We start from the raw sequence: 24,776 nt of genomic DNA on the forward strand, positions 1-24,776 counted from the left end.
GGTGATCGCAAAGAGACCGCAGGGAGTTAAACAATGGGCAATGTCCAGACCGCCGCCAGCGCACATGAGGTGCTGTGGCGCCAGGCACCGAGTGGTGAGTTGGTCGACCTCGGCCGGCCGCACCGCGTGCCCTTGGGCCAGCTGCGTTTGCAGCGCACGCCCAAGGGCATTCTGAGTCGACGCGAAGCGATCCTGCTCGGTGTATTGGCGCTGCTGGTGCATGGCGCGGTGATTTATTGGGTGAATCAGCAGCCGGTGAAAGCGCTGCCGATTGTGCCGCCGGAGATTCCGCCGATGACCATCGAGTTCTCGCGTCCGGCGCCACCCGTGGTCGAGCCTCCACCGCCGCAGCCGGTTCAACCGGTGGTCGAACCGCCGCCTCCGGTGGAAGACGAACTGGCGGTAAAGCCGCCGCCACCCAAACCGATTCCTAAACCCAAACCGGTCGCCAAACCCGTGCCGAAACCGGCGCCCAAAGCCGTCGAGCAACCGCCGGCGCCGCCACAACCGGCAGCCCCGGTCGCCGCGCCGCCTGCACCCCCGGCGCCCGCACCGGTCACACCGGCCTCGGCCAGTGCCGCGTACCTGAAAAACCCGGCGCCGGAATACCCGTCACTGGCGCAGCGTCGCGGTTGGGAAGGCACGGTGTTGCTGCGCGTGCATGTGCTCGCCAATGGCAAACCCGGCGAGATCCAGATTCAGAAAAGCAGCGGTCGCGATGCCCTCGACGAGGCAGCGCTGAACGCCGTGAAGCGTTGGAGTTTCGTGCCGGCCAAACAAGGTGATGTCGCCCAGGAAGGCTGGGTCAGCGTGCCCATCGATTTCAAGATTCATTAAACCGAAACCTATTTAGCGCGAAACGTTTACACGAGGAATTCATCATGACGTTATTGGCATCTCCACTTGAATCCATCGAAAGCGCGGTGATCTGGCTGCTGGTGGTTTTTTCCGTCGCCACGTGGGGCCTGGCATTGCTCAAGGGCGTGCAGTTCGGCCGTCTCAAGGCGCAGGACCGTAAATTTCACAAGCAATTCTGGGCCGCTTCGAGTCTGGATTCAGCGGCCGAGTTGAGCGAGACACAGCCCGGCGCGGCGGCCCGGGTGGCACAGGCCGGCTATGCGGCGATCCAGGTCGGCGAGGCGCCACAGGCGAATGATTTGAGCCAGGCGATCAACCATCAGGATCGACTGGAGCGTGCGTTGCGACAGCAGATTGTGCGTGAACGTCGCTCGCTGGAAACCGGTCTGGCGGTGGTCGCGAGTATCGGCAGCACCTCGCCGTTCATTGGTTTGTTCGGCACGGTGTGGGGAATCATGGAAGCGTTGAAAGGCATCAGCGCAGCGGGCTCTGCGAGCCTTGAAACGGTGGCGGGGCCGATTGGCGCGGCCTTGGTTGCGACGGGCGTGGGGATCGCCGTCGCGGTGCCGGCAGTGCTGGTTTACAACTATTTTTTACGCCGGTTGAAACTGACGGCGGCGGACCTGGATGACTTCGCTCATGACTTCTACAGCCTGGCGCAGAAGAGTTCGTTCCGCGTATTGATCCACCCGACGGCGCACAAGGTTGCAACCTCGGGCAACGCGCAAAAAGTGAAGGAGGCGTCCTGATATGGCCTTCTCCACGCAAGACAGCGATGAGGTGCTGAGCGAGATCAACGTAACACCACTGGTGGACGTGATGCTGGTGCTGCTCGTGGTGTTCATCGTCACCGCGCCGCTGCTGACCAACGCGATTCCGATCAACCTGCCCAAGACCGAAGCCGTGGCGCCGGTGGAGCAGAAAGACCCGCTGGTGGTGAGCATCGACGGCGCCGGCAAGCTGTTTATCAACAAGGATGAAATCCAGCCGGATGTGCTGGAGTTCAAGCTGCAAGCGGCGAAAGCCAAGGACCCGGAGGTGCGCGTGCAATTGCAGGCCGATGACGGGGTGAATTATGGCGAGGTGGCGCGAGCGATGGCGTCGATTGAGCGGGCCGGGATTACCAAATTATCGGTGATCACCGCGCGCTGACAGATTTCAGTTTTCCGGGGCCGTCTCCTTGGCAGGGTGCGGCCCTTTTTTTATTCCGCGGCAGTAACCCCAATCCCCTGTGGGAGCGAGCCTGCTCGCGAAGGCGGAGTGTCAGGCGACATCAATGTTGAATGTGAGGCCCTCTTCGCGAGCAGGCCCGCTCCCACAGTAGATCGTGTTTATATTCGATATGGGTCTTAATAAATAGCTTCTTATTCCTTAACGAATATAAATCCTCTCCCTATACTCGATCAGGAACAGACACGCAGCAGGAGAGCTCCCCCATGCGCAACGAATCAATTCGCTATCTGATTGTGCCGGGCTGGCAAGGATCGCCGGAAGATCATTGGCAAAGCCACTGGCAGAACAGCCTGCCGAACAGCGCGCGGGTGGAGCAGGCCGATTGGCTGACTCCACGTCGTGAAGACTGGGTCGCGGCGCTGGCCGAGGCGATTGCCGCCGACAGCACGCCGGTGATCCTGATCGCTCACAGCCTGGGTTGCATCACCGTCGCCCATTGGGCCGCCGCTGCGCCCGTACAGTTTCTGCGTCAGGTGCGCGGTGCCTTGCTGGTCGCGCCTGCGGATGTCGAGCGCCCGGCGTGCGCGCCGGCGTTGCGTAACTTCGCACCGATTCCCACCGACCTGCTGCCGTTCCCGAGCCAGGTCGTCAGTTCCGATAACGACAGCGCCGTGAGTGCGCCGCGAGCCCTTGAACTAGCGCGTAATTGGGGTGCCGAGTCGGGGATTTTGTCAGGGGCCGGGCACATCAATGTGAAGTCCGGTCACCAGCGCTGGGAGCAGGGTTTTGCCTACCTCTATCGCTTGCAGAACCGCATGGAACATCACGCTCTGCGCCGCGCTTGAACCTTTTCTTCTTTTAGAATCGCCCCCCGTCTCCCGGCGGTTTTGGGCGGGAGTCTGCCATGAGCTTTGAACACTTCGGTCAGCCGCTGCTGACCTTCCCCGATGCAGAAAAAAGTCCCCTGAGCATTCGCGCAAAGGCGTTGGTGTTTGTCGATCCACGCTCACGACAGTTGCGCAAGGACCTGGAGCTATTGGCGCCGCGTTCGATTTCGGTGCTCATCCGCGGTGAAACCGGTACGGGCAAGGAATTGCTGGCGCGGCATATCCATCGCGCCAGTGATCGCGGCGGCTTGTTCGTTTCGGTCAATTGCGGCGCGATCAGCCCGACCTACGCCGATGCCGAATTGTTCGGTTATGCCGCCGGCAGCTACACCGGATCGGCCAGCAGCCGCGCCGGGTGGTTCGGATCGGCCAATGGCGGCACGCTCTATCTGGATGAGATCGGCGATTTGCCGCTGCCAATCCAGATCAAATTGCTGTCAGCACTTGAGAATCACGAAGTCACCCGGGTTGGCGCTCATCAACCGAGTCCCGTCGACGTGCGTCTGGTCGCTGCCACCAGCATTGATCTGGCCCAGGCAGTGGCCGCCGGGAAATTTCATGAGCGGCTTTATCACTACCTCAGTGAAGGTCAGTTGGAGTTGCCGGCATTGCGTGACCGCGTGGGCGATATTTTGCCATTGGCCGAGTACTTCCTCGGCATCTACAGCCATCGCCTCGACCTGCCGGTGCCGCTGATCAGCGAGGCCGCGCAACTGGTGCTAGAGCGCCACAGTTGGCCGGGCAATACCCGGGAGCTGGAAAATGTCATTCATTTCGCGTTGCTGGTGAGCACCGGCGACGAGATTTTGCCCGAGCATCTGAATTTGCTGGAGACGCCCGTATCGCTGGCGCAGATCGAGCAGCAGGCGGTTCAGTTGATCAAAAACGGCACTGCCACGGAACGTTCCGCGCTCAAGCGTTTGCTGGAAAGCCTGACGCAGACGCTGGAATGATCTGTATGAACAAAATGGAATATGAAAGTGAATAAAAGATATTGTTCGGGAATAAAAAATCCCGGTATTGTCCGCTTCACGCCAGCGATAGCACTTCACTGGCACTTGTATTTAGCCGTCGTCGATGACGACCGAGATTTTCGATAAGGACACTGCATGAAAAAGGTTCTGTTGTTCACCGCATTGGCGGCTGCCCTGACTGCTGGCCTGGCCCAGGCTGGCGAGAAACTGGTAGTTGCGGCGACCCCGATTCCACACGCCGAGATTCTTGAGCTGATCAAGCCAACCCTCGCCAAAGAAGGCGTGGACCTGGAAATCAAAGTCTTCACCGACTACGTTCAGCCAAACGTACAGGTTGACCAGAAGCGTCTGGACGCCAACTACTTCCAGACCCTGCCTTACCTGAAAAGCTTCAACGAAGGCAAAGGCACCAACCTGGTAACCGTGATCGGTGTGCACGTCGAACCGTTCGGCGGCTACTCGAAGAAAGTCAAAACCCTGGCTGAGCTGAAAGATGGCGCGACCATTGCCATCCCTAACGAAGGCAGCAACAGCGGCCGTGCCCTGATCCTGCTGCAAAAGGCTGGCCTGATCGAGCTGAAAGACCCGAAAAACGCACTGGCTACGCCGAAAGACATCGCCAAGAACCCGCACAACTTCAAGTTCAAGGAACTGGAATCGGCCATGCTGCCGCGTGTGCTGGATCAGGTCGACCTGGACATGATCAACACCAACTACGCGCTGGAAGCGGGTCTGAACCCGGCTAAAGACGCACTGGTAATCGAAGGTGCAGATTCGCCTTACGTGAACTTCCTGGTGGCTCGTCCGGACAACAAGGACAGCGTTGCCATCCAGAAGCTGGCCAAGGCCTTGACCAGTCCTGAAGTGAAAGCCTTCATCGAGAAGAAGTACAGCGGCGCAGTTCTGCCGGCGTTCTGATTCGACGCAGCAACAAAACCCTTCAAGGTTTCAAACGCCGACGGCTGATAAAGCGTCGGCGTTTTTGTGTGCGCATACAATTTTTGGCAAATGAGGTCTCTGTGGCGAGGGAGCTTGCTCCCGCTGGGTTGCGAAGCGACCCTAAAGACCGACACATGCGTTTCTTCAGGCGCACCGCGTTGACTGGTTTGCGACTGCTGCGCAGCCGAGCGGGAGCAAGCTCCCTCGCCACAGGTGAATCTGTGCGCTCTGGAGAATCAGGCCACCCCAGCCTTCAACGCCCGGCGCAACGCCACCAATAACTTCACGATGTCCTGCGGATCCAGTCGCTCTGGCACTTTTACGTTAGCCATTTTCTCTTCCTTGTGAGGGTTCGGCCGAGGGAGTCTGGCCAAAAGCTGTCCGTCCTTGGAGGGGCATTTCGAAAAAAAGATCCCTCCTACAGCGCAAAGGAAAATAGTCGTCATCTGTTGCGACAGCAAATCAGCGGATAGTTTTTTGCGTGATATCAATATGCTTTAACGGTATTTAAATTCTTGTTTTTATACCTTTAAAGTCGGTATCCGCCGGGTCGTTATCCACGGCCCATGGACTGCGCCACCGTCGCTTACCGAGCGGCGTCCAGGATCTTCAATGAACTTCGATTACGCATTTATCCTCAGCACCCTGCCGGCGTTTCTCAAGGCCGTGGGCGTGACGCTGCAGGTTGGTTTTATCGCCATTGGCACCTCGCTACTGGTGGCGCTGATCAACGCAACGATTCTGGTGTTCCGCACGCCTTACCTGCAACGGCTGGTCGGGCTCTACGTCGAGCTGGCGCGGAACACGCCGTTGCTGATCCAGTTGTTCTTCGTCTATTTCGCCTTGCCGGCGCTGGGCATTAAGGTGTCGGGCTTTGCCGCGGCGATCATCACCATGACCTTTCTCGGCGGCGCCTACCTCACCGAGGTGCTGCGCGCCGGTGTGGACGCGGTACCTCAGGCGCAACTTGAATCGGGCCGCTCCATCGGCCTGTCTCACGGGCAGTTGCTGCGTTACGTGATCCTGCCGCAGGCCGGCATTCTCAGCCTGCCCTCGCTGTTCGCCAATTTCATTTTCCTGCTCAAGGAAACCACCGTGGTCTCGGCCGTGGCGGTGCCGGAAATTCTCTACACCACCAAAAGCTACATCGCGCTGTATTACAAAACCTACGAAATGCTCGCCGTGTTGACGCTGATTTGCGTGCTGTTGTTTTTGCCGCTGTCGCTGCTGCTCAGCCGTCTGGAAAGGAGGCTCCAGCATGGCCAGTTCGGGTCTTGAATTGCTCTGGGTGTCGTTGCCGCAACTGGGCAAGGGCGCCGCGCAAACCTTGTCGATCTCGTTTCTGAGCATCGCCATCAGCACCGTCGGCGGCGTGCTCTACGGCGTGTTGCGCACGCTGAATTCGAAGTGGCTGAACGCAATCCTGCGGGTGTACCTGGAATTGTTCCGGGCGATCCCGGTGCTGGTCTGGCTGTATTTGCTGTTCTTTGGCTTGCCGATTTTCTTTGGTCTGAGCATTCCGAGCTTCTGGTGCGCGGTGTTGGTGTTGTCGCTGTGGGGCGCCAGCGAAGTCGGCGAAGTGGTGCGCGGCGCGTTGCATTCATTGCCGCGCGGGCAGCGTGAAGCCGGGGAGTCGATTGGTTTGAGCGGCCCGCAGCTCTACGGCTATGTGCTGCTGCCGCAAGCGTTGAAACGCATGACCCCGCCGACCCTCAACGTCTACACGCGCATCATCAAGACCAGTTCCCTGGCGGTGTTGATCGGTGTGGTGGACGTGATCAAGGTCGGCCAGCAAATCATCGAGCGCACTTACGAATCGGTGCTGATCTACGGCGCCCTGTTCCTGTTTTTCTTTCTCATTTGCTACCCGTTGTCGGCCGCCTCGCGTGTGCTGGAACGGCGCTGGACACACGCATGAGCGCATTGATCGAGTTCAAGGGTTTCAACAAGTTTTTCGGCGAACAGCAGGTACTGGACGGCATCGACCTGCAAGTGAAAACGGGCGAAGTGATCGTCATCCTCGGCCCCAGCGGTTGCGGTAAAAGTACCTTGCTGCGTTGCCTCAATGGCCTGGAAGTCGCGCACAGCGGCAGCCTGAATTTTGCCGGCCGCGAACTGCTGGACAAGGGCACCGACTGGCGCGAAGTCCGCCAGCAGATCGGCATGGTGTTCCAGAGCTATCACCTGTTTCCGCACATGAACGTGCTCGACAACCTGCTGCTCGGCCCACTGAAAGTGCAGAAGCGTGATCGCCGTGAAGCCCGTGACCAGGCCGAAGCCTTGCTGGCGCGTGTGGGCCTTTCGGACAAGCGCGATGCGTTCCCGCGCCAGCTCTCCGGTGGCCAGCAGCAACGCATCGCCATCGTCCGCTCCTTGTGCATGAACCCCCAAGTGATGCTTTTCGATGAAGTCACGGCCGCCCTTGACCCGGAAATGGTCAAGGAGGTGCTGGAAGTCATACAAGGCCTGGCCCGCGACGGCATGACCCTGTTGATTGTTACCCACGAAATGGCCTTCGCCCGCGCTGTGGCGGACCGCATCGTGTTCATGGATGGCGGGCGAATCCTTGAACAAAACCCTCCCGAGACTTTCTTTACGAACCCGCAAACCGCACGAGCGCAGCAGTTCCTGGAGAAGTTCTCCTACGTCGCCGCACTACCCCAAACGACTCACACAAAGGAACTGGAACTGCTATGAAAACTGCCAAGGCTTCACTGCTGCTACTCCCGCTGCTCGGCCTCGCGTTGCTGGCCGGTTGCAACAAAACCGAAGAACCGGCCAAGCCTGCCGCAACCGCCAGCTACCTGGAAAAAATCAAGGCCCGGGACAAGCTGATCGTTGGCGTGTTTACCGACAAACCACCGTTCGGCTTCGTCAACGAAGCCGGGCGCTATGTAGGTTTCGATACCGACATCGGCCGTCAATTTGCCAAGGATTTGTTGGGCGATGAAAACAAGGTCGAGTTCGTTGCGGTGGAGCCGGCCAGCCGGATTCCGTTCCTGCAAAGCGACAAGGTCGACCTGATCCTGGCCAACATGACCGTCACCCCGGAGCGCAAAGAGGCGGTGGAATTCACCAACCCGAACCTCAAAGTCGCGGTACAGGCCTTGGTGCCACAAGCCAGCACGGTGAAAAACCTCGACGACCTGGCCACGCGCACGACCATCGTCACTACCGGTACGACGGCGGATATCTGGCTGACCAAAAACCACCCGGACTGGAAGCTGCTGAAATTCGAGAAAAACTCCGAATCGCTGCAAGCCCTGGCCAATGGTCGCGGTGATGCGTATGCGCAGGACAATCTGGTGCTGTTCAGCTGGGCCAAACAGAACCCGGGCTATCGCGTGTTGAGCCAGACCCTGGGCGCCGAGGCACCGATTGCGCCAGCGGTGAAGAAGGGCAATATCGAGTTGCGTGACTGGGTGAATGCCGAGTTGGCGAAGCTGGGGGAGGAGAAATATTTGCTCAAGCTGTACGACCAGTACGTGCGCAAGGAACTGAGCGATGACACCAAGCCTGAGAGCGTGATTGTCGAAGGTGGGAAGTGGCAGGGGTGATTCCAGCCTGATGGTCATTCCCACCTGTGGCGAGGGAGCTTGCTCCCGCTCGGTTGCGTAGCAGCCGTAAGGATTTGGGGTCGCTACGCGCCCCAGCGGGAGCAAGCTCCCTCGCCACAGAGAGCCGGGGATAAGCCTCAATCCGGCCAGTTCCACGCCGGCTCATCCAGCATCCTCTGCCCGACAATCCCGGTCTGGCCGAGGTTTTTCTCCAGCACGATGCAATTGCATTCCGGGTCTTCCTGCAACGCCGAAATCAACCGCCGCGCATGAGACACCACCCACACCTGGCATTGCTCCGAGGCCCGGATAATCAACCGCGCCAACGCCGGCAACAGGTCTGGATGCAGGCTGGTTTCCGGTTCGTTCAGCACCATCAATGTGGGTGGGCGTGGTGTCAGCAGCGCAGCGACCAGCAGCAAATAGCGAAGCGTGCCATCCGACAATTCGGCGGCCGATAACGGCCGCAATAACCCTTCCTGATAAAACTCAATGGCAAACCGCCCGCCCTGCAACGGCGCGATGTTCAGCCGCGCGCCGGGAAAGGCATCGCTGATCGCCGCCTGCAACGCCTCGGGATCGCCGATTTCCCTGATGGTCTGCAACGCCGCCGCCAGGTCACGACCGTCATGGTGCAACACGGGCGTGCGGGTACCGAGTTGTGGCTGGCGAACCGGTGCGTCGGCATCACTGCGAAAGTGATCGTAGAAACGCCAGCGTCGAATAAATTCACGCAGTTGCATGACTTCCGGCGTGGTGCGAAAGCTGCCGACCTGATCAAACAGGCTGTCGAAATCCGGCGTGTGTTGGGCCAGCACTTCCCACTGGCGACCGTCCCGGGCACGGACCATCGGGCCATTGCGGTCCACCAGCAGGCTGGCAGGACGGTAAGCGGCGCCGGCCCAGATACATTCTCGCTTGATCTCGGGGTCCAGCGAAAAATACGTGATGTGCTCCGGCTGCGGCATCGGTAGGCCCAGAGCGATGGCGTAGCTGAAGTCTTCACCGGCAAAGCCCAGGCGCAAACGCATGGGCGATTGACGGACGCTGCCTTCGACCGGGACTTCACCATTGCGCATGCGCCGGGTGATGTTTTCCGGCCCGGCCCAGAAGGTCGAATCCAGCCCGCCCTCACGGGCCAACGCATTGACCACGCCTCCCTGAGCCGTTTCCGCCAGCAGGCGCAACGCGCGGTAGAGGTTGGATTTACCGCTGCCATTGGGGCCGGTGATCAGGTTCAACCGGCCCAACGGAATCACCAATTTATTGATCGAGCGGTAATTGGCCACCGCGAGAGTTTTGAGCATGCGTGTTCCTTGGGCGGGATCAATCGGCGGGCATTGTCAGGTACGCGCAGGCGTCTACGGCAAGTGTTTTCAGCAGAAATCGTTAAAAATTTTTCCTCATAAGTCGGTCGTGCAAGGTCGCAACTTTGTTCTAAGCTCTCTGTCGTGTTGTCCAAAAAAAGGCCAAGGAGTTTGCATGGCGGTTTCCGGATTGAAAGTCATCATGGCCTTGAGTGTCGCAACCCTGCTGACGGCGTGCGACGAGAAAAAACCGATTCAGGAATACCTTCCAAGGGTATTCGTACAAGTGGTCAAACCGGCGGATTACGCGGCCTCGGTAACGCTGACGGGAGACATACAGGCACGCGTCCAGACCGAGCTGTCATTCCGCGTTGGCGGCAAAATCATCCAGCGTTCAGTGGATGTCGGTGATCGGGTGACCGCCAAGCAAGTGCTGGCGCGGCTCGATCCCAAGGATTTACAGACCAGCGTCGATTCGGCCCAGGCCCAAGTGGCCGCCCAACAGGCGCTGGTGAAACAGAATGCCGCGGCGTTCGTACGCCAGCAAAAACTCCTGCCCAAGGGCTACACCAGCCAGAGCGAATATGACTCGGCGCAGGCAGCGTTGCGCAGCAGTCAGAGCGCCTTGGCCGCTGCCCAGGCGCAGTTGGCCAATGCCCGGGATCAACTGAGTTACACCGCATTGGTTGCCGATGCCCCCGGCATCATTACCGCGCGTCAGGCAGAAGTCGGTCAGGTCGTGCAGGCAACCATGCCGGTGTTCAGCCTGGCTCGTGATGGCGATCGGGATGCGGTGTTCAATGTGTATGAAGCGCTGCTGGCCGAGAAGCCGGCGGATCAAACCATTGTCCTCAGCCTGCTCGACAACCCCGCCATCAAAACCACCGGCACCGTACGCGAAGTGACCCCGTCAGTGTCCGCTCAGTCCGGCACCGTGCAGGTCAAGGTTGGCCTCAACAGCCTGCCCGACGGCATGCAACTGGGCTCGGTGGTGAGCGCCACGGCCAAAGGTTCGGGCAAGTCGGCGATTGAGCTGCCGTGGTCAGCCCTGACCAAAAACATCAGTGAGCCTGCTGTCTGGCTGGTCGACGACAAGGGCCAGGCCCAATTGCACTCGGTCACCGTTCTGCGCTACCTGACGGGCAGGGTCATTATCAGCAAAGGCCTGCAGGAGGGTGACAAAGTCATCGTCGCCGGCGGACAGTTGTTGCACCCGGGCATGGAAGTCGAAATTGCCGAAAATACTTATAAGGATCTGAGTTGGGGAGCCAAGCCATGAAGCCTTTGTGGGCATTGCCCCTTGGATTGTCCCTCGGGCTGGCGCTGAGCGCCTGCTCGAAAAACGAGCCACCGCCGGAGCCGGTACGCCCGGTGCTGTCGGTCAAGGTCGAGGCGTTGAACGAAGAGGATCTGGGCCGGTTTGCCGGTAGCATCCAGGCGCGCTACGAAAGCAATACCGGCTTCCGGGTGGGCGGGCGCATCGCCAGTCGTAACGTCGATGTCGGGGCCGAGGTCGAGAAGGGCACATTGCTCGCGACCCTTGATCCTTCTGATCAACAAAACCAGTTGCGTTCGGCTCAGGGCGACCTGGCGAAAATCTACGCGCAATTGATCAATGCCAAAGCCAGTGCGTCGCGCCAGCAGGCCCTGTTTGATCGCGGAGTGGGTGCGCAAGCGCAGCTGGACGCCGCCCTGACCGATCTGAAAACCACCCAGGCCTCCCTCGAGCAAGCTCAGGCGGCGGTCAGCCAGAGCCAGGATCAACTCGGCTACACCGAGTTGCGCTCCGACCATAAAGCCGTGGTCACCGCATGGAACGCCGAGGCCGGCCAAGTGGTTTCTGCCGGCCAGCAAGTGGTGACCCTGGCGCAACCGGACATCAAGGAGGCGGTCATCGACCTGCCCGATACCCTGGTCGATCAACTGCCCGAGGATGTGGTGTTTCAGGTCGCCGCCCAACTCGATCCGAACACCAACACCACCGCGATCATCCGCGAAATCGAACCCCAGGCGCAGAGTGCCACGCGCACCCGTCGTGCGCGCCTGACCCTCGCTGAAACGCCGGAAGGCTTTCGCTTGGGCACTGCGATCAGCGTCACCCTGAGTTCGGCGATCAAGCCGCGCATCGAACTGCCTCTCACCTCGTTGCAGGAGGTCGACGGCAAACCCCGCATCTGGGTGATTGATACACAGAAAAAGACCGTGGCACCCAGGGACGTCAAGGTCATCAGCCGTACTGACAGCACCGTGGTGTTGGCCGGCGGCGTCAAGAACGGCGAGCGCGTCATCACGGCCGGCGTAAACAGCCTCAAACCGGGGCAACCAGTGAAATTTGACGAGGACAGTCAATGAAAGGGCCTTTCAACCTCTCCGAATGGGCCCTCAAGCATCAGTCGTTCGTCTGGTACCTGATGTTCGTCGCGTTGCTGATGGGGGTGTTCTCGTATTTCAACCTGGGGCGCGAAGAAGACCCTTCCTTCACCATCAAGACCATGGTGATCCAGAGCAAATGGCCGGGGGCGACGCAGGAGGAAACCCTCAAGCAGATCACCGACCGCATCGAGAAAAAACTCGAGGAACTCGATTCCCTCGACTATGTGAAAAGCTACACGCGCCCCGGCGAGTCCACGGTCTACGTGTACTTGCGTGACACCACCAGTGCCAAGGACATCCCGGAAATCTGGTACCAGGTGCGCAAGAAGATCAACGACATCAAGTACCAGTTCCCGCAAGGCATACAGGGACCGTCGTTCAACGACGAGTTTGGTGACGTCTTCGGATCGATCTATGCCTTTACTGCCGACGGCCTGACCTTGCGTCAGTTGCGCGACTACGTGGAACAGGCCCGCATGGAAATTCGCGGTGTGCCGGGTCTGGGCAAGATCGAAATGGTCGGCCAGCAGGATGAAGTGCTGTACCTGAACTTCTCCACACGCAAACTCGCAGCGCTGGGCATTGATGAGCGTCAGGTGGTGCAGAGCCTGCAAAGCCAGAACGCCGTGACCCCGGCGGGTGTCATCGAGGCCGGGCCGGAGCGGATTTCGGTGCGCACTTCAGGGAAGTTCGCCTCGGAGAAAGACCTGGCCGAGGTCAACCTCAAGCTCAACGACCGCTATTACCGTCTGGCCGACATTGCCGACATCAGCCGTGGCTACGTCGATCCGGCCTCGCCGGAATTTCGCTACAACGGCAAACCGGCCATCGGCCTGGCGATTGCCATGCAGAAGGGTGGCAACGTCCAGGCGTTCGGCAAGGCCTTGCATGAGCGGATCAACCAACTGACCGCCGACCTGCCTATAGGCGTCGGCATTTACAACGTCTCCGACCAGGCCGTGGTGGTGGAAGAGGCCGTCGGCGGCTTCACCAGTGCGCTGTTCGAGGCGGTGATCATCGTGCTGGTGGTCAGCTTCATCAGCCTCGGCGTGCGCGCCGGGCTGGTGGTGGCGTGCTCGATCCCGTTGGTGCTGGCGATGGTGTTTGTGTACATGGAGTACAGCGGCATCACCATGCAGCGGATTTCCCTGGGTGCCCTGATCATCGCCCTCGGCCTGTTGGTGGACGACGCGATGATCACCGTGGAGATGATGGTCACGCGCCTGGAGATGGGCGAGACCAAGGAGCAGGCGGCCACGTTCGCCTACACCTCGACCGCGTTCCCGATGCTCACTGGTACGTTGGTGACGGTGGCGGGTTTTGTGCCGATCGGCCTTAACGCCAGCTCCGCTGGTGAGTACACCTACACGCTGTTTGCGGTGATTGCCTGCGCCATGTTGGTGTCGTGGGTGGTGGCGGTGCTGTTCGCGCCGGTGATCGGCGTGCACATTCTCAGCACCAACGTGAAGCCTCACGAAGGTGAACCCGGACGCATCGGCAAAGCCTTCAATGGCGGGCTGCTGTGGTGCATGCGCAATCGCTGGTGGGCCATCGGCATCACCGTGCTGTGCTTTGCATTGGCGCTATTCAGCATGCGCTTCGTGCAGAACCAGTTCTTTCCGTCTTCGGACCGGCCGGAAATCCTGGTGGACCTGAACCTGCCGCAAAACGCCTCGATCGACGAAACCCGCAGGGCTGTCGATCGTCTCGAAGCCACGCTCAAGGACGATCCGGATATCGTGCGCTGGAGCACCTACGTCGGTCAGGGCGCCATCCGTTTCTATCTGCCACTGGACCAGCAACTGCAAAACCCGTTCTACGCGCAGTTGGTGATCGTCAGCAAAGGCAAGACCCGTGAGGCCATGATGCAGAAGCTTCGCGAGCGCTTGCGCAACGACTTCGTCGGCATCGGCAGTTATGTCCAGGCACTGGAAATGGGCCCGCCGGTAGGGCGTCCGATCCAGTACCGCGTCAGCGGCAAAGACATCGATCAGGTGCGCCGACATGCCATCGACCTGGCCACAGAGCTGGACAAGAATCCGCACGTTGGCGAAATCATCTACGACTGGAACGAGCCGGGCAAAGTGCTGCGGATCGACATCGCCCAGGACAAGGCGCGGCAGTTAGGGCTGTCTTCCGAAGACGTGGCCAACTTGATGAACGGCATCGTCAGCGGCCAGGCGGTGACCCAGGTCGACGACGACATCTATCTGATCAACGTGGTCGGTCGTGCCGTGGACTCCGAGCGCGGTACGCCGGAAACCCTGCAAAACCTGCAGATCCTCACGCCGAGCGGCACCTCGATTCCGTTGCTGGCATTCGCCACGGTGCGCTACGAACTGGAGCAGCCGCTGGTGTGGCGTCGCGATCGCCTGCCGACCATCACTATCAAGGCGGCAATACGCGATGAGATCCAGCCGACGGACCTGGTGAAAATCCTCAAGCCGTCCATCGACGCTTTCGCCGCCAAGCTGCCGGCAGGCTACAAGGTCGCTACCGGCGGTACGGTGGAGGAGAGCGGCAAGGCCCAAGGGCCGATTGCCAAGGTTGTGCCGTTGATGCTGTTCTTGATGGCGACCTTCCTGATGATCCAGTTGCACAGCGTGCAGAAGCTGTTCCTGGTGGCCAGCGTCGCGCCGTTGGGCCTGATCGGCGTGGTCATTGCGTTGGTGCCGACGGGGACGCCGATGGGCTTTGTGGCGATCCTCGGGATTCTGGCGCTGATCGGCATCATCATTCGTAACTCGGTGATTCTGGTGACCCAGATCGATGAGTACGAGAAGAAGGGCTATGCGCCGTGGGACGCGGTGGTCGAGGCCACCGAGCATCGACGTCGGCCGATCCTGCTGACGGCTGCGGCGGCGAGCCTGGGGATGATCCCGATTGCCCGGGAAGTGTTCTGGGGGCCGATGGCCTACGCGATGATTGGCGGGATCATCATCGCGACGTTGCTGACGCTGCTGTTTTTACCGGCGCTGTATGTGGCCTGGTACAAGATTCGCGAACCGAAGAAAGAGGCGGCTTAAAAAATCGAGCGCTTCGCGCTCTATTCGTCGGAGCGCCGCCCGGAGCCGGCGCGCTCCCACAGGGTGATTTGTGAACGCCACAGATCCAATGTGGGAGCGAGCCTGCTCGCGAAGGGGCTTTGACGGGTTACACCGCCTTACGCCAAACACTCGCCAACCAAGGCTGCTGCTCCCGCGGCAGCCCCGCTGGCCGATAGTAATGCTCCAACTCCACAAACCCCGCCTCAATCAGCAAATCCTGCCACGCCGCAAGATCGTGATAAGCCCCATAACGCGGCCCATTCCAGCCTTCCTGATTTTCCCCGCGAGGATTGGAACTGAACAACACCCCACCCGGTTTCAACGCCCCACGCAATTGCTTCAACACCCGAGGCAGTTCCTGGCGCGGGATGTGAAACAACACCGCGTTGGCAAAAATCCCGTCGAAGCGTTCGGCCGGTAAATCAAGTTTCAAAAAGTCCTGCTGCCAGACTTCGCAACCGCTGTCCTCACGCGCCATCTGCGCAAACTTTTCCGAGCCGTCGAGGCCGACGGCGGTATGTCCCATGCGCGTGAACGTTTGCAAGTCGCGGCCGGGGCCGCAGCCGAAGTCGAGAATGTCGAACGGCGCCTCGCCCTGAATGTGCCGCAACAGGGCATCGATGTTCTGGCTGACATCGTGATCACGAGTGCCTTCGCGAAAACCTTCAGCCACTGAATTGTAATGGCCCAGGGTGGTGGCGGTGATTTGCTGGAGGTCGTCGGGGGTCTGTTTCATGAGGGGCTGCGCAGGCAATTGGGGTTTGCCGAATATACGCCATCAACCCCGGGGCTGCTTCGCAGCCCATCGCGAGCAGGCTCGCTCCCACAGTGATTTATGTCGCTCACAAATCCCCTGTGGGAGCGAGCCTGCTCGCGAAAGCGGTATCACTGACAACCCATCACTCAGCCTGCTTCATCCCCAGGCAATCAATCGAACGATCAACCATGGCTTTGGCAATCTCCAGCAAATGCCAGACCGAAAACACCATGGCCGATGTAGTTGGAGCCAACCGATATCGCGACTAAACGATTAGGGGTGGCGGCTGCACGCAGGTTAGTCGACCGGGCACCGGGAACCGGCGCACCCGAAAGTGCCCTACGCACAGCCACCATAGATTTCAGGCGATAAAAAACACCTGAATATGGGTAGCACTATGCGTCCGGTCCGGGCGACTAAACCCGATCACTGATGAGCAGTGACGGACCGAGACTAGCCACGGAAATTGGCAGGCGCAAGCGAGCGGAATGATCTAGGAAATGTCCTTCAAAGGAAAGGGAACGGACCTTCAGGAGCTCTGATTTTCCTGTACGAAAACTTCCTTTCTGAAGTCAGTGATCACCTTCGGCAGCGGTGTTTTTGTGGCGAGGGAGCTCGCTCCCGCTGGGCTGCGAAGCAGACCCAATCCATTCAATCAGGTGTGTCAGATTAACCCGGTCGGCAGGTTTTGCGATTGCTGCGCAATCGAGCGGGAGCAAGCTCCCTCGCCACAAAAGCTCGACAGTTGCAGCAGACTCAGCGCTTGTTGAGCCCCCGAGCCAACCGATCCCCACCCAGTTGGATGATTGCCACCAACACCACCAGCAACACAATCACCGTCAACATGATCTGGCTGTCAAAACGCTGATACCCATACCGGTACGCAATGTCGCCCAACCCTCCGGCCCCAATCGCCCCTGCCATGGCCGATGAGTTGATCATCGTCACCAGCGTAATCGTGAACCCGCCGACAATCCCAGGCAGCGCTTCCGGCAGCAACACATGCCAGACGATGTGCCAACGCCGGCAGCCCATCGCCTGCGCGGCTTCGATCAAGCCGAAATCGACCTCACGCAAACTGACTTCGGCAATCCGTGCAAAGAACGGCGTTGCGGCGATAGTCAGCGGCACCACGGCCGCCCAGACGCCATACGTGGTGCCGACAATCAGCCGGGTAAACGGAATCAACGCCACCATCAGAATCAAGAATGGAATCGAGCGGAACAGATTCACAAACGCGCCCAATGCACGGTTCAGCGTCGGTGCTTCGTAGATCCCGCCCTTGGAGCTGGTGACCAGAAATACCGCCAGCGGAATGCCCACCAACAGCGCGATCAATGACGACACACCGACCATCAGGAAGGTGTCGATGAAGCCTTGCAGCAAGCGATCAAACCACATAACCCAGCACCTCCACCTGTTGTGCCCATTGGCTGGCGCGCTGGCATAAATCTTCGGCATCCAACGGCGAGCCGGTGACCGCCAACAACAACTGCCCCAGCGCATGGCCCTGAATCCGTTCCACGCCACCTTGCAGCAAGCGCACGCGACCACCGAGGGCGCTGAACAACGCGGCCAGGTCCGGCTCGTCGGTGGCGCTGCCGGTGAACTGCAAACGCAGCACCACCGCCGCGTCCGAGGATGGCGGCAGTGGGCGCAAACGGCTTTGCAGTTCTTCCGGCAGGGCGTGTTGCAGCGGGGCGAGCAAGGTCTTGCTGACTTCATGCTGCGGGTTGCCGAAGACTTCCCAGACCGGCCCTTGCTCGACGATTTTGCCGTGTTCGAGCACCACGACGCGGTCGCAAATATCGCGGATCACCGCCATCTCGTGCGTGATCAGGACGATGGTCAGGCCCAGGCGCTGATTGATCTCGCGCAGCAGACCGAGGATCGATTGGGTGGTCTCCGGGTCCAGCGCTGAAGTGGCTTCGTCACACAGCAGAATCGCCGGGTCATGCACCAACGCGCGGGCGATGCCGACGCGCTGTTTCTGCCCGCCGGACAACTGCGCCGGATACGCGTTGTGCTTGCCTTGCAGGCCCACCAGTTCCAGCAGTTCGCGAACCTTCTGCTCGCGTTTGTCCTTGGGCACACCGGCGACTTTCAGCGGCAGCTCGACGTTCTGCCACACCGTTTTGGCCGACATCAGGTTGAAGTGCTGGAAGATCATGCCGATCCGTCGACGCAGCGCCACCAGGCGGTCTTCATCGAACTCGCCGATGTCCACCTGATCGATCAGCACGCGGCCGGTGCTCGGCTGCTCCAGCCGGTTGATGGTGCGGATCAGCGACGATTTGCCGGCACCGCTGCGGCCGATGATGCCGAACACTTCACCGTGCTGGATCGCCAGGTCGATGCCGTGCAATGCCGCCACCGGACCCTGCTGACCGTTGTAGGTTTTGCCCAGACCGATGAAACGTACGTGGGCGCGGTTCAGGTCCGGGTGCAGTTCGGTTTGTATAGCGTTATGGGGCTCTGGAATTTCCAGTCGCAGTTGGGTGGCTACCGTCATCCTCAGCTTTCCCAGCCAGCTTGGTAGAGCTTGCCGTGAGCCTTGTCCAGCGCTGCACGAACGGCCGGCGAATGCTGGTAGATGTCGACGAACTTGATCAGGCGCGGGTCGGTTTTGCTCTTCGGCTGGATCACGAACTGGATCACGTATTCCTTGTGGTCGAGGCCGTCGAACAGCAGCGCGGAACCGGCATCGAAGGTCTTCGAAAGACGGATGTAAGCGGGGTAGCCCTGGACCAGATCAGCATCGTCGTAGGCGCGCACCAGTTGCACGGCTTCGACCTGGAGGATTTTGATCTGCTTCGGGTTGGCGATGATGTCTTCTTCGGTGGCCTTGTAGCCGACGCCCGGTTTCAGCGTGATCAGGCCGGCCTTGGCCAGCAGTTGCAAGCCGCGGCCGCTGTTGATCGGGTCGTTGGCGATAGCGACGCTGGCGCCTTGTGGGAGTTCGTCGAAGCTTTTGTATTTCTTCGAGTAGAGGCCGACGTTGTTGATGATTCCCGGTGCGAACGGCACCAGGTCAAAACCGGAAGCGGCCTTGGCGTTTTCCAGGAACGGGATGTGCTGGAAATAATTCACGTCGATGTCACCGGCGGCGAGGCTGACGTTCGGGGCGATCCAGTCGCTGAACTCCACCAGCTCGACTTTCAGGCCTTGTTTGGAGGCCTCTTCGACGGCGGCTTCGAGGGGGATGGCGAAGGCGGCGGTGGTGCCGATTTTCAATGGTGCGTCGGCGGCGAATACTGCCGAGCTGAACAGACCGAGGGCCAGGGCCAGTGCTTTGACTGGGTGAGAGAAGTAGGTCTTGGTCATGATGGTTTTCCAGTCAGTGCATAAATTTGGGGTGATTGGGCGGGCCTCTTCGCGAGCAGACTCGCTCCCACAGTGGTTTTTTGGTGTTCACACAATCCCTGTAGGAGCGAGCCTGCTCGCGAAGCTTTTAGCGGCGGTAAGCCGAGCCGGTGTGTTGCTCAGGCAAATGCGCCTCTGCGTGAAACAGCTTCTCCCGCAAGCTGCCATCGTCATAAGCGGTCTTGTACGACCCACGCTTTTGCAACTCCGGAATCACCAGCTCAATGAAATCCACATAGCTTTCCGGGGTGACGATCCGTGTCAGGTTGAAGCCGTCCAGGCCGGTTTCGGCGATCCACGATTCCAGTTCATCCGCCACTTGTTCGGGTGAGCCGACCACCGTGATGTAGCGGCCACCGAGGGCGTGTTGTTCGAGCAATTTGCGGCGGGTCCAGTCGTTGTTTTGCAGGTTTTTGGTCGCCGACTGGATCGCGTTGCTCTTCACGTACTGGATCGGTTCGTCGATGGTGTATTCGGAAAAATCGATCCCGGTCGATGCTGAAAAATGCGCCACGCCAGCCTCGGCACTGGCATAGCTCAGGTACTCGGCGTGCTTGGCCCAGGCCAGTTCTTCAGTGGCGCCGACAATCACGTTCAGGCCCATGAACACCTTGATGTCCTCGGGATTACGTCCGGCCTCAACGGCGCTGGCGCGGACTTTGTCCACTTGAACCTTGGTCGACGGTTTGTTCTGGCCACTGATGAACACGCACTCGGCATGGCGCCCGGCGAACAGCAAACCGCGATCCGAACTGCCGGCCTGGAACAGCACCGGTGTGCGCTGCGGTGACGGCTCGCACAGGTGACAACCCTCGACCTGATAGAACTCGCCCTTGTGCTCGACCTTGTGCACTTTCTCCGGTTGCGCGTAGATCCGTTGCTCGCGGTCGTTGAGCACCGCGCCGTTTTCCCAGCTGCCTTCCCAGAGTTTGTAGAGCACTTCCAGGTACTCCTCGGCCTGGTCGTAACGACGGTCGTGCTCGACCTGTTCGCTCAGGCCCATGGCCTTGGCGGCGCTGTCGAGGTAGCCGGTGACAATGTTCCAGCCGACCCGGCCACGGCTCAGGTGATCGAGCGTCGACATGCGTCGGGCGAACAGGTACGGCGGTTCGTAAGTGAGGTTGGCGGTCAGGCCGAAGCCGAGGTTTTTGGTCACGGCGGCCATGGCCGACACCAGCAGCAGCGGGTCGTTGACCGGCAGCTGGATCGATTCTTTCAGCGGCACGTCCACCGAGTTCTGATAGACGTCGTACACGCCGACGATGTCGGCGATGAAGAGTCCGTCGAACAGCCCGCGCTCCAGCAGCTGCGCCAGTTCGGTCCAATATTCGATGGTCTTGTACTGCGTGGAATTGTCCCGTGGGTGCGTCCACAGGCCATGGTTGATGTGCCCGATGCAGTTCATGTTGAACGCGTTGAGCAGGATTTTCTTTTTCGCGTCGGCCATCAGATGGTCCCTCGTAGCGGAGGGTTTTCATCGTTGAGGTAGTAGTTGCCCACCGCGTGATACTTCCAGCGCACCGGGTCGTGCAGGGTATGCACGCGGGCGTTGCGCCAGTGCCGGTCCAGGCCGTGTTCGATCAGGGTCGCCTGGCTGCCGGCCAGTTCGAACAGCGTGCTGCCGGCGGCGAGGGAAATTTCGGTGCTGATGGCCCGGGCTTCGGCGACGGCAATCGAGGCGGCGGCGACAGTCTCGGCGTTGGTGTCGGCCTGGGCCTTGTCGAGGAATTCGCCGGAGCGTTCCAGCAGGGCTTCGGTGGCATGCAGGCGAATGCTCAAGTGCCCGAAACTCTTGATGGTCAGCGGGTCGTCAGTGGCTTTTTCATGGGTGGCGTCGATCCATGGTCGGGTTTTGGTGCGCACAAAATGCAGCGCATCTTCATAGGCGGCGCGGGCGATGCCGGTGTCGATGGCGGCGTGAAGGATTTGCGCGAGCGGGCCGACGGTGGTCGGGCGTTCGAACGCACTCTGGAACGGGATCACGTCCTCGGCCGCCACGTACACGTCTTCGAACACCACCGAACCGCTGCCGGTGGTGCGCTGGCCAAAGCCGCTCCAGTCGTCGATGACCGTCAGGCCTTTGCTGTCGCGCGGCACGAAGGCCAGTTGCTGCACGCCGTGTTCATCCACCACCGAGGTCGGGATGCGTTGCGCGTAAATCGCGCCGGTTGCGTAGAACTTGCGACCGTTGATGCGATAGCCGTCACCGTCGCGCTTGAGGCTGGTGACGCGGTCGTGTGCGGTTTTGGTGCCGAGTTCGGCGAGTGCATTGCCGAAGCGCTGGCCGGCCAATACTTCGGCGTACAGGCGTTGTTTCTGCGCAGGGCTGCCGTTCACGCGCAGCACTTCGAGGGCGTAGAAATGGTTCTGGGGGATTTGCCCAAGCGAACCGTCAGCCTGGGCAATCAAGGCGATTACCTTGGCCAGCGTCACGTTGGACACACCGGCGCCGCCGTACTCCTTGGGTACGCTGATGCCCCACAGGCCCGAGCGGGAAAACACTTCGAGTTCCGGGTACGGTAAACGGCGTTCGCGGTCGCGTAGCGCGCTGTCGCGTTTGAAATCGTCAGCCAAGTCACTGGCGACGACCAGGGCGTGCTCATCGCTGGTTATGACCGCGACGTGGTGGGAATAAGTCATGTGTTTCTCCAGAGATCTGGTCAAAAGGGTACGGGTCGTCAGATCCAGGAATGCCGCGCCGGCAAGGTGCCGTTGAGGTGATAGGTGCCGACGGCGTAATACTTCCAGCGCACCGGGTCGTGCAGCGTGTGCACGCGGGCGTTGCGCCAATGGCGGTCGAGATTGAATTCGGCGAGGGTGGCGCGGCTGCCGGCCAGTTCGAAAAGTTTTTCGCTGGCCAGCAGCGAGATCTCGGTGGTCAGCACTTTGGCTTCGGCCACGGCAATCGAGGCGCGGGCGGCCGACTCGGCGGTGACGGGGGCGGCGTTGACCTGATCCAGTACTTGCCCGGCCTTGCGCAGCAGCGCTTCGGCGGCGTGCAATTCGATTTTCAACTTGCCGATATCCGCAATCACATAGAGGTCGTCGCTGGCTCGTTCAACCTTGGCGTCGATCCATGGACGCGCGCGGGTTTTCACGAATTCGATGGCGTCGTCGATGGCGCCCCGGGCGATCCCCGCGTCGATGGCGGCTTGAATCAGTTGCGACACGGCGCCCTGCAGGTTCGGCTTGTCGTTGATCTTCCAGTTGTCCACCACCAACTCGGCGTCGACCCGCACGTTGTTGAGCAAAATGGTGCCGCTGGCGGTGGTGCGCTGACCGAAGCCCGACCAGTCATCGACGATGCGCAGCCCCGGCGTGCCGCGACGGACGAAGGCCAGCACTTGCTTGCCGTCGTCGTTCAGCGCCTTGACCGCGACCCAGTGGGCGAACAGTGCGCCGGTGGAGTAAAACTTCTGGCCATTGAGGACAAAACCGTCGCCGTCGACGGTAATGCGCGCCTTGAGTTCCAGAGTGTTTTTTGTGCCGCGCTCAGGCCCGGCATTGCCGATGCGCCAACCGTCGAGCACGCTTTTGAACAGCTGTTTTTTCTGCGCTTCAGTGGCACTGCCCAGCACCAGGTTGAGAATGCCGAACTGGTTCTGCGGGATCTGCCCCAAGGCCGGGTCTGCCGCGGAAATGATCGCGAACACCTCGGCGACGGTGACGAAAGAAACCTGTGGGCCACCGTACTCACGGGGGATGGCAATGCTGCCTAAACCGCTGCGGGTGAACTGTTCGATTTCCGACCATGGCAACTTGCGCTGCCGGTCACGTTTGGCTGCGTGAAGACGAGCTACTTGCGCCAGATCATGGGCGGCTTCGATGGCTTGTGCGTCGTTGCGCAAGACTTGCGCGGGCAACAACAAGGGGGCGATGTCCAGATCACTCTGAACGATTGCATCTGCCAGACTGGACATCAGTGCCTCTCCTTGGCTGCACGCAATGCCCTGGCGATCTGCACTGGGGTGATTGTGTTCCGGACCATACCTACCTCACATCTCATGGGATCGTCGCGGGGTGGCGACGAATAAAATCAAGAATGTCCGGTGGTCCGGTGTATATACCCTAAGCGCGTATAAAAAATTAATAAACTAACTTTTAGGAATATACATAGAAGGGTGTTCTAGAGAGGTCACCGCAATCCCTGTGGCGAGGGAGCTTGCTCCCGCTCGACTGCGCAGCAGTCGCAAACTGGCTAACGCATTTCAACTGGGAAAAATGCGATTTCAGATTTTGGGGTGCTTCGCACCCAGCGGGAGCAAGCTCCCTCGCCACAGGTTTGGTGTCATTTTTTGCGGGGCTCGGCCGCCATCAACATCTCCTTCGGCCGGGCCTTCAGATAGGGATTGGCGCAGCCAATCTTCAGCCAGCGCGGGGGTGCCCAACGCGAGTTGTTGCCCACGCGGTCGAGGATGCAATAGGTCACTTCCAGCCGCAGGTCTTCGCCGGCTTCGAGAATGATTGCCGGCGGTACCCAGACCTGAATCGGCTGGCCCACCTCGTCTGCCTTGAGCCGGGGCAGGTCCATGCGCACATCGCCCCAGCGCAGGGTGATTTCATCGTCGACGGCCATGTTCAGATAAGGTTCGATGGTCAGCGGTACGCCACGCTTGATCTGGTTCGGATTGACCCCTTGGCGGCGGATGGTTTCGGGGAGCCCCACCGGTGCCAGGCTTTGGTTTTCATCGCCGCACAGGGCTGGTAGCGGGCCACCAGGGCAATCCAGCTTGATCTGGACCCGCGTCGCCGGTGACAACGCAGGCCCTTGCCCCACCTGCATGACCTTGTAATGAATGCGTACGCTGCCGTTGGCAATGAAGCTTTCCGGCACGCGCAGGCCAATCACTTCACCGACGTCGTCGGCGTCCAGTACGCGGGAAGCGACGTAGCAGTTGTCCCAGAACAGTTCGATCAGGTCGCCAGCGTCCATGCCGGGGTAGGGCGCCACGTCGATCATGAGATGAGTCGCGGCAATCATGTTGACCCCGGCCTTGTGCGATTGCGCCAGGGTCGGGGCCGCAAGTTCGGGTGTGTTCGAAGTGCTTGTCATGGTTTTTCTCCTTGAAGCCTTGCAGCGAAGTTCCGTTTCTGAAAGTTCAAAGGCGCGCATTACCCGGCAACAAATCGGCTTGTTACTTGGAAGTTGGAAGTAAGCTGAAGTGCAAAGGTTGGCGCCTGTTGGCGACTAGATAAGAGTGCGCTTGAATAGGTGTCAATAGAGTTGGCTGGTTAAGTGTTGGATCACCTGTTATTCAGAATAATCCTACGTGCTGAAGTTAATATGCCGCAGCACGCTGTCGAACATGGCCACGATTTTAACCGCGCACTCATGATGCTGATGGCTGAGACTTGCGCGGCATCGGGCGCAGGGTTTAGCAAATCTTAGGTGAGAAAGACCTGTTGCAGGACATATATATGTACCGCACAAGGCATCCGATAAATTATCTAAGATGTAAGTGAAAAGAGTCGGTGGGAAGGGCGTTTGTTGGCAGGGTAGTTGTCACTTCCATCCATGGAAGTTAACAAGTAGTGAAGCGA

The 24,776-nt window shown here is 59.9% G+C and carries 22 protein-coding genes and 1 pseudogene; 13 read left to right on the forward strand and 10 right to left on the reverse strand.

The features are described from left to right. Positions 1 to 33 precede the first annotated feature (33 nt). From ACWKV5_RS08085 to ACWKV5_RS08130, 10 genes are all read left to right on the forward strand, one after another. On the forward strand, positions 34 to 837 hold the full coding sequence (locus ACWKV5_RS08085) for an energy transducer TonB (RefSeq protein WP_483840875.1): 804 nt from the start codon (positions 34 to 36) through the stop codon (positions 835 to 837). Between the two features lie 44 nt (positions 838 to 881). Then, positions 882 to 1,607 carry a MotA/TolQ/ExbB proton channel family protein gene (locus ACWKV5_RS08090; RefSeq protein WP_483840876.1) on the forward strand — a complete coding sequence of 242 codons (726 nt, stop codon included), beginning with the start codon at positions 882 to 884 and terminating at the stop codon, positions 1,605 to 1,607. 1 nt (position 1,608) lies between these two features. Further along, positions 1,609 to 2,010, forward strand: a complete 402-nt coding sequence (locus ACWKV5_RS08095) for an ExbD/TolR family protein (protein WP_259498175.1) — start codon at positions 1,609 to 1,611, stop codon at positions 2,008 to 2,010. 284 nt (positions 2,011 to 2,294) lie between these two features. Continuing rightward, on the forward strand, positions 2,295 to 2,876 hold the full coding sequence (locus ACWKV5_RS08100; protein ID WP_483840877.1) for an alpha/beta hydrolase: 582 nt from the start codon (positions 2,295 to 2,297) through the stop codon (positions 2,874 to 2,876). Positions 2,877 to 2,935: 59 nt separating this feature from the next. Then, positions 2,936 to 3,871, forward strand: coding sequence for a sigma 54-interacting transcriptional regulator (locus ACWKV5_RS08105; protein WP_483840878.1), 936 nt, complete (start codon positions 2,936 to 2,938; stop codon positions 3,869 to 3,871). A gap of 156 nt (positions 3,872 to 4,027) precedes the next feature. Next, complete coding sequence (locus tag ACWKV5_RS08110; protein ID WP_027922262.1) at positions 4,028 to 4,810, forward strand: MetQ/NlpA family ABC transporter substrate-binding protein; 783 nt, start codon at positions 4,028 to 4,030, stop codon at positions 4,808 to 4,810. Between the two features lie 633 nt (positions 4,811 to 5,443). Further along, a complete protein-coding gene (locus ACWKV5_RS08115) occupies positions 5,444 to 6,109 on the forward strand; it encodes an amino acid ABC transporter permease (RefSeq protein WP_008148239.1) in 666 nt (221 codons plus the stop codon). Further along, the gene (locus ACWKV5_RS08120; RefSeq protein WP_483840879.1) at positions 6,090 to 6,749 is read left to right on the forward strand and encodes an amino acid ABC transporter permease; all 660 of its coding nucleotides are present in this window, start codon (positions 6,090 to 6,092) and stop codon (positions 6,747 to 6,749) included. Before ACWKV5_RS08115 ends, ACWKV5_RS08120 begins: the two co-directional genes overlap by 20 nt. Further along, positions 6,746 to 7,528 carry an amino acid ABC transporter ATP-binding protein gene (locus ACWKV5_RS08125; protein WP_483840880.1) on the forward strand — a complete coding sequence of 261 codons (783 nt, stop codon included), beginning with the start codon at positions 6,746 to 6,748 and terminating at the stop codon, positions 7,526 to 7,528. The genes ACWKV5_RS08120 and ACWKV5_RS08125 overlap by 4 nt, the downstream gene beginning before the upstream one ends. Beyond that, positions 7,525 to 8,388 carry a transporter substrate-binding domain-containing protein gene (locus ACWKV5_RS08130; protein ID WP_123436343.1) on the forward strand — a complete coding sequence of 288 codons (864 nt, stop codon included), beginning with the start codon at positions 7,525 to 7,527 and terminating at the stop codon, positions 8,386 to 8,388. Before ACWKV5_RS08125 ends, ACWKV5_RS08130 begins: the two co-directional genes overlap by 4 nt. A gap of 137 nt (positions 8,389 to 8,525) precedes the next feature. Here the strand turns inward: ACWKV5_RS08130 and ACWKV5_RS08135 are convergent, their stop codons facing one another. Next, on the reverse strand, positions 8,526 to 9,695 hold the full coding sequence (locus ACWKV5_RS08135) for an AAA family ATPase (RefSeq protein ID WP_483840881.1): 1,170 nt from the start codon (positions 9,693 to 9,695) through the stop codon (positions 8,526 to 8,528). A 175-nt stretch (positions 9,696 to 9,870) separates the two neighbouring features. On the opposite strand from ACWKV5_RS08135, the gene ACWKV5_RS08140 reads away from it, so the two are divergent. Genes ACWKV5_RS08140 through ACWKV5_RS08150 form a run of 3 tightly spaced genes read left to right on the forward strand, consistent with a single transcriptional unit; the run spans position 9,871 to position 15,094 of the window. Then, positions 9,871 to 10,974, forward strand: coding sequence for an efflux RND transporter periplasmic adaptor subunit (locus ACWKV5_RS08140; protein ID WP_483840882.1), 1,104 nt, complete (start codon positions 9,871 to 9,873; stop codon positions 10,972 to 10,974). Next, complete coding sequence (locus tag ACWKV5_RS08145) at positions 10,971 to 12,047, forward strand: efflux RND transporter periplasmic adaptor subunit (protein ID WP_483840883.1); 1,077 nt, start codon at positions 10,971 to 10,973, stop codon at positions 12,045 to 12,047. The genes ACWKV5_RS08140 and ACWKV5_RS08145 overlap by 4 nt, the downstream gene beginning before the upstream one ends. Then, positions 12,044 to 15,094, forward strand: coding sequence for an efflux RND transporter permease subunit (locus ACWKV5_RS08150; RefSeq protein WP_483840884.1), 3,051 nt, complete (start codon positions 12,044 to 12,046; stop codon positions 15,092 to 15,094). The genes ACWKV5_RS08145 and ACWKV5_RS08150 overlap by 4 nt, the downstream gene beginning before the upstream one ends. Positions 15,095 to 15,221: 127 nt before the next feature. Here ACWKV5_RS08150 and ACWKV5_RS08155 read toward each other — a convergent pair whose 3' ends face one another. The 9 genes and pseudogenes from ACWKV5_RS08155 to ACWKV5_RS08195 all read right to left on the reverse strand — a co-directional run bounded on the left by ACWKV5_RS08155 (position 15,222) and on the right by ACWKV5_RS08195 (position 24,288). Next, complete coding sequence (locus ACWKV5_RS08155) at positions 15,222 to 15,851, reverse strand: class I SAM-dependent methyltransferase (protein WP_483840885.1); 630 nt, start codon at positions 15,849 to 15,851, stop codon at positions 15,222 to 15,224. 163 nt (positions 15,852 to 16,014) lie between these two features. Continuing rightward, a pseudogene (locus tag ACWKV5_RS08160) lies at positions 16,015 to 16,107 on the reverse strand (DUF6124 family protein); the annotation flags it as partial. 521 nt (positions 16,108 to 16,628) lie between these two features. Further along, positions 16,629 to 17,273: a methionine ABC transporter permease gene (locus ACWKV5_RS08165; protein WP_027922257.1), complete on the reverse strand. Its 645-nt coding sequence runs from the start codon at positions 17,271 to 17,273 to the stop codon at positions 16,629 to 16,631. After that, positions 17,263 to 18,384, reverse strand: a complete 1,122-nt coding sequence (locus ACWKV5_RS08170) for a methionine ABC transporter ATP-binding protein (RefSeq protein ID WP_483840886.1) — start codon at positions 18,382 to 18,384, stop codon at positions 17,263 to 17,265. The genes ACWKV5_RS08165 and ACWKV5_RS08170 overlap by 11 nt, the downstream gene beginning before the upstream one ends. Positions 18,385 to 18,386: 2 nt before the next feature. Further along, positions 18,387 to 19,196, reverse strand: a complete 810-nt coding sequence (locus ACWKV5_RS08175) for a MetQ/NlpA family ABC transporter substrate-binding protein (RefSeq protein ID WP_483840887.1) — start codon at positions 19,194 to 19,196, stop codon at positions 18,387 to 18,389. A 127-nt stretch (positions 19,197 to 19,323) separates the two neighbouring features. Further along, positions 19,324 to 20,682 (reverse strand): LLM class flavin-dependent oxidoreductase, encoded by a 1,359-nt coding sequence (locus tag ACWKV5_RS08180; RefSeq protein ID WP_483840888.1) that lies wholly within the window; start codon positions 20,680 to 20,682, stop codon positions 19,324 to 19,326. Next, complete coding sequence (locus ACWKV5_RS08185) at positions 20,682 to 21,875, reverse strand: SfnB family sulfur acquisition oxidoreductase (protein WP_483840889.1); 1,194 nt, start codon at positions 21,873 to 21,875, stop codon at positions 20,682 to 20,684. Before ACWKV5_RS08185 ends, ACWKV5_RS08180 begins: the two co-directional genes overlap by 1 nt. Before the next feature lie 38 nt (positions 21,876 to 21,913). Further along, positions 21,914 to 23,155, reverse strand: a complete 1,242-nt coding sequence (locus ACWKV5_RS08190; protein ID WP_483840890.1) for an SfnB family sulfur acquisition oxidoreductase — start codon at positions 23,153 to 23,155, stop codon at positions 21,914 to 21,916. A gap of 368 nt (positions 23,156 to 23,523) precedes the next feature. Next, positions 23,524 to 24,288, reverse strand: coding sequence for a hypothetical protein (locus ACWKV5_RS08195; protein ID WP_483840891.1), 765 nt, complete (start codon positions 24,286 to 24,288; stop codon positions 23,524 to 23,526). Between the last annotated feature and the right edge of the window lie 488 nt (positions 24,289 to 24,776).

It is taken from the genome of Pseudomonas oplopanacis (assembly GCF_057128725.1).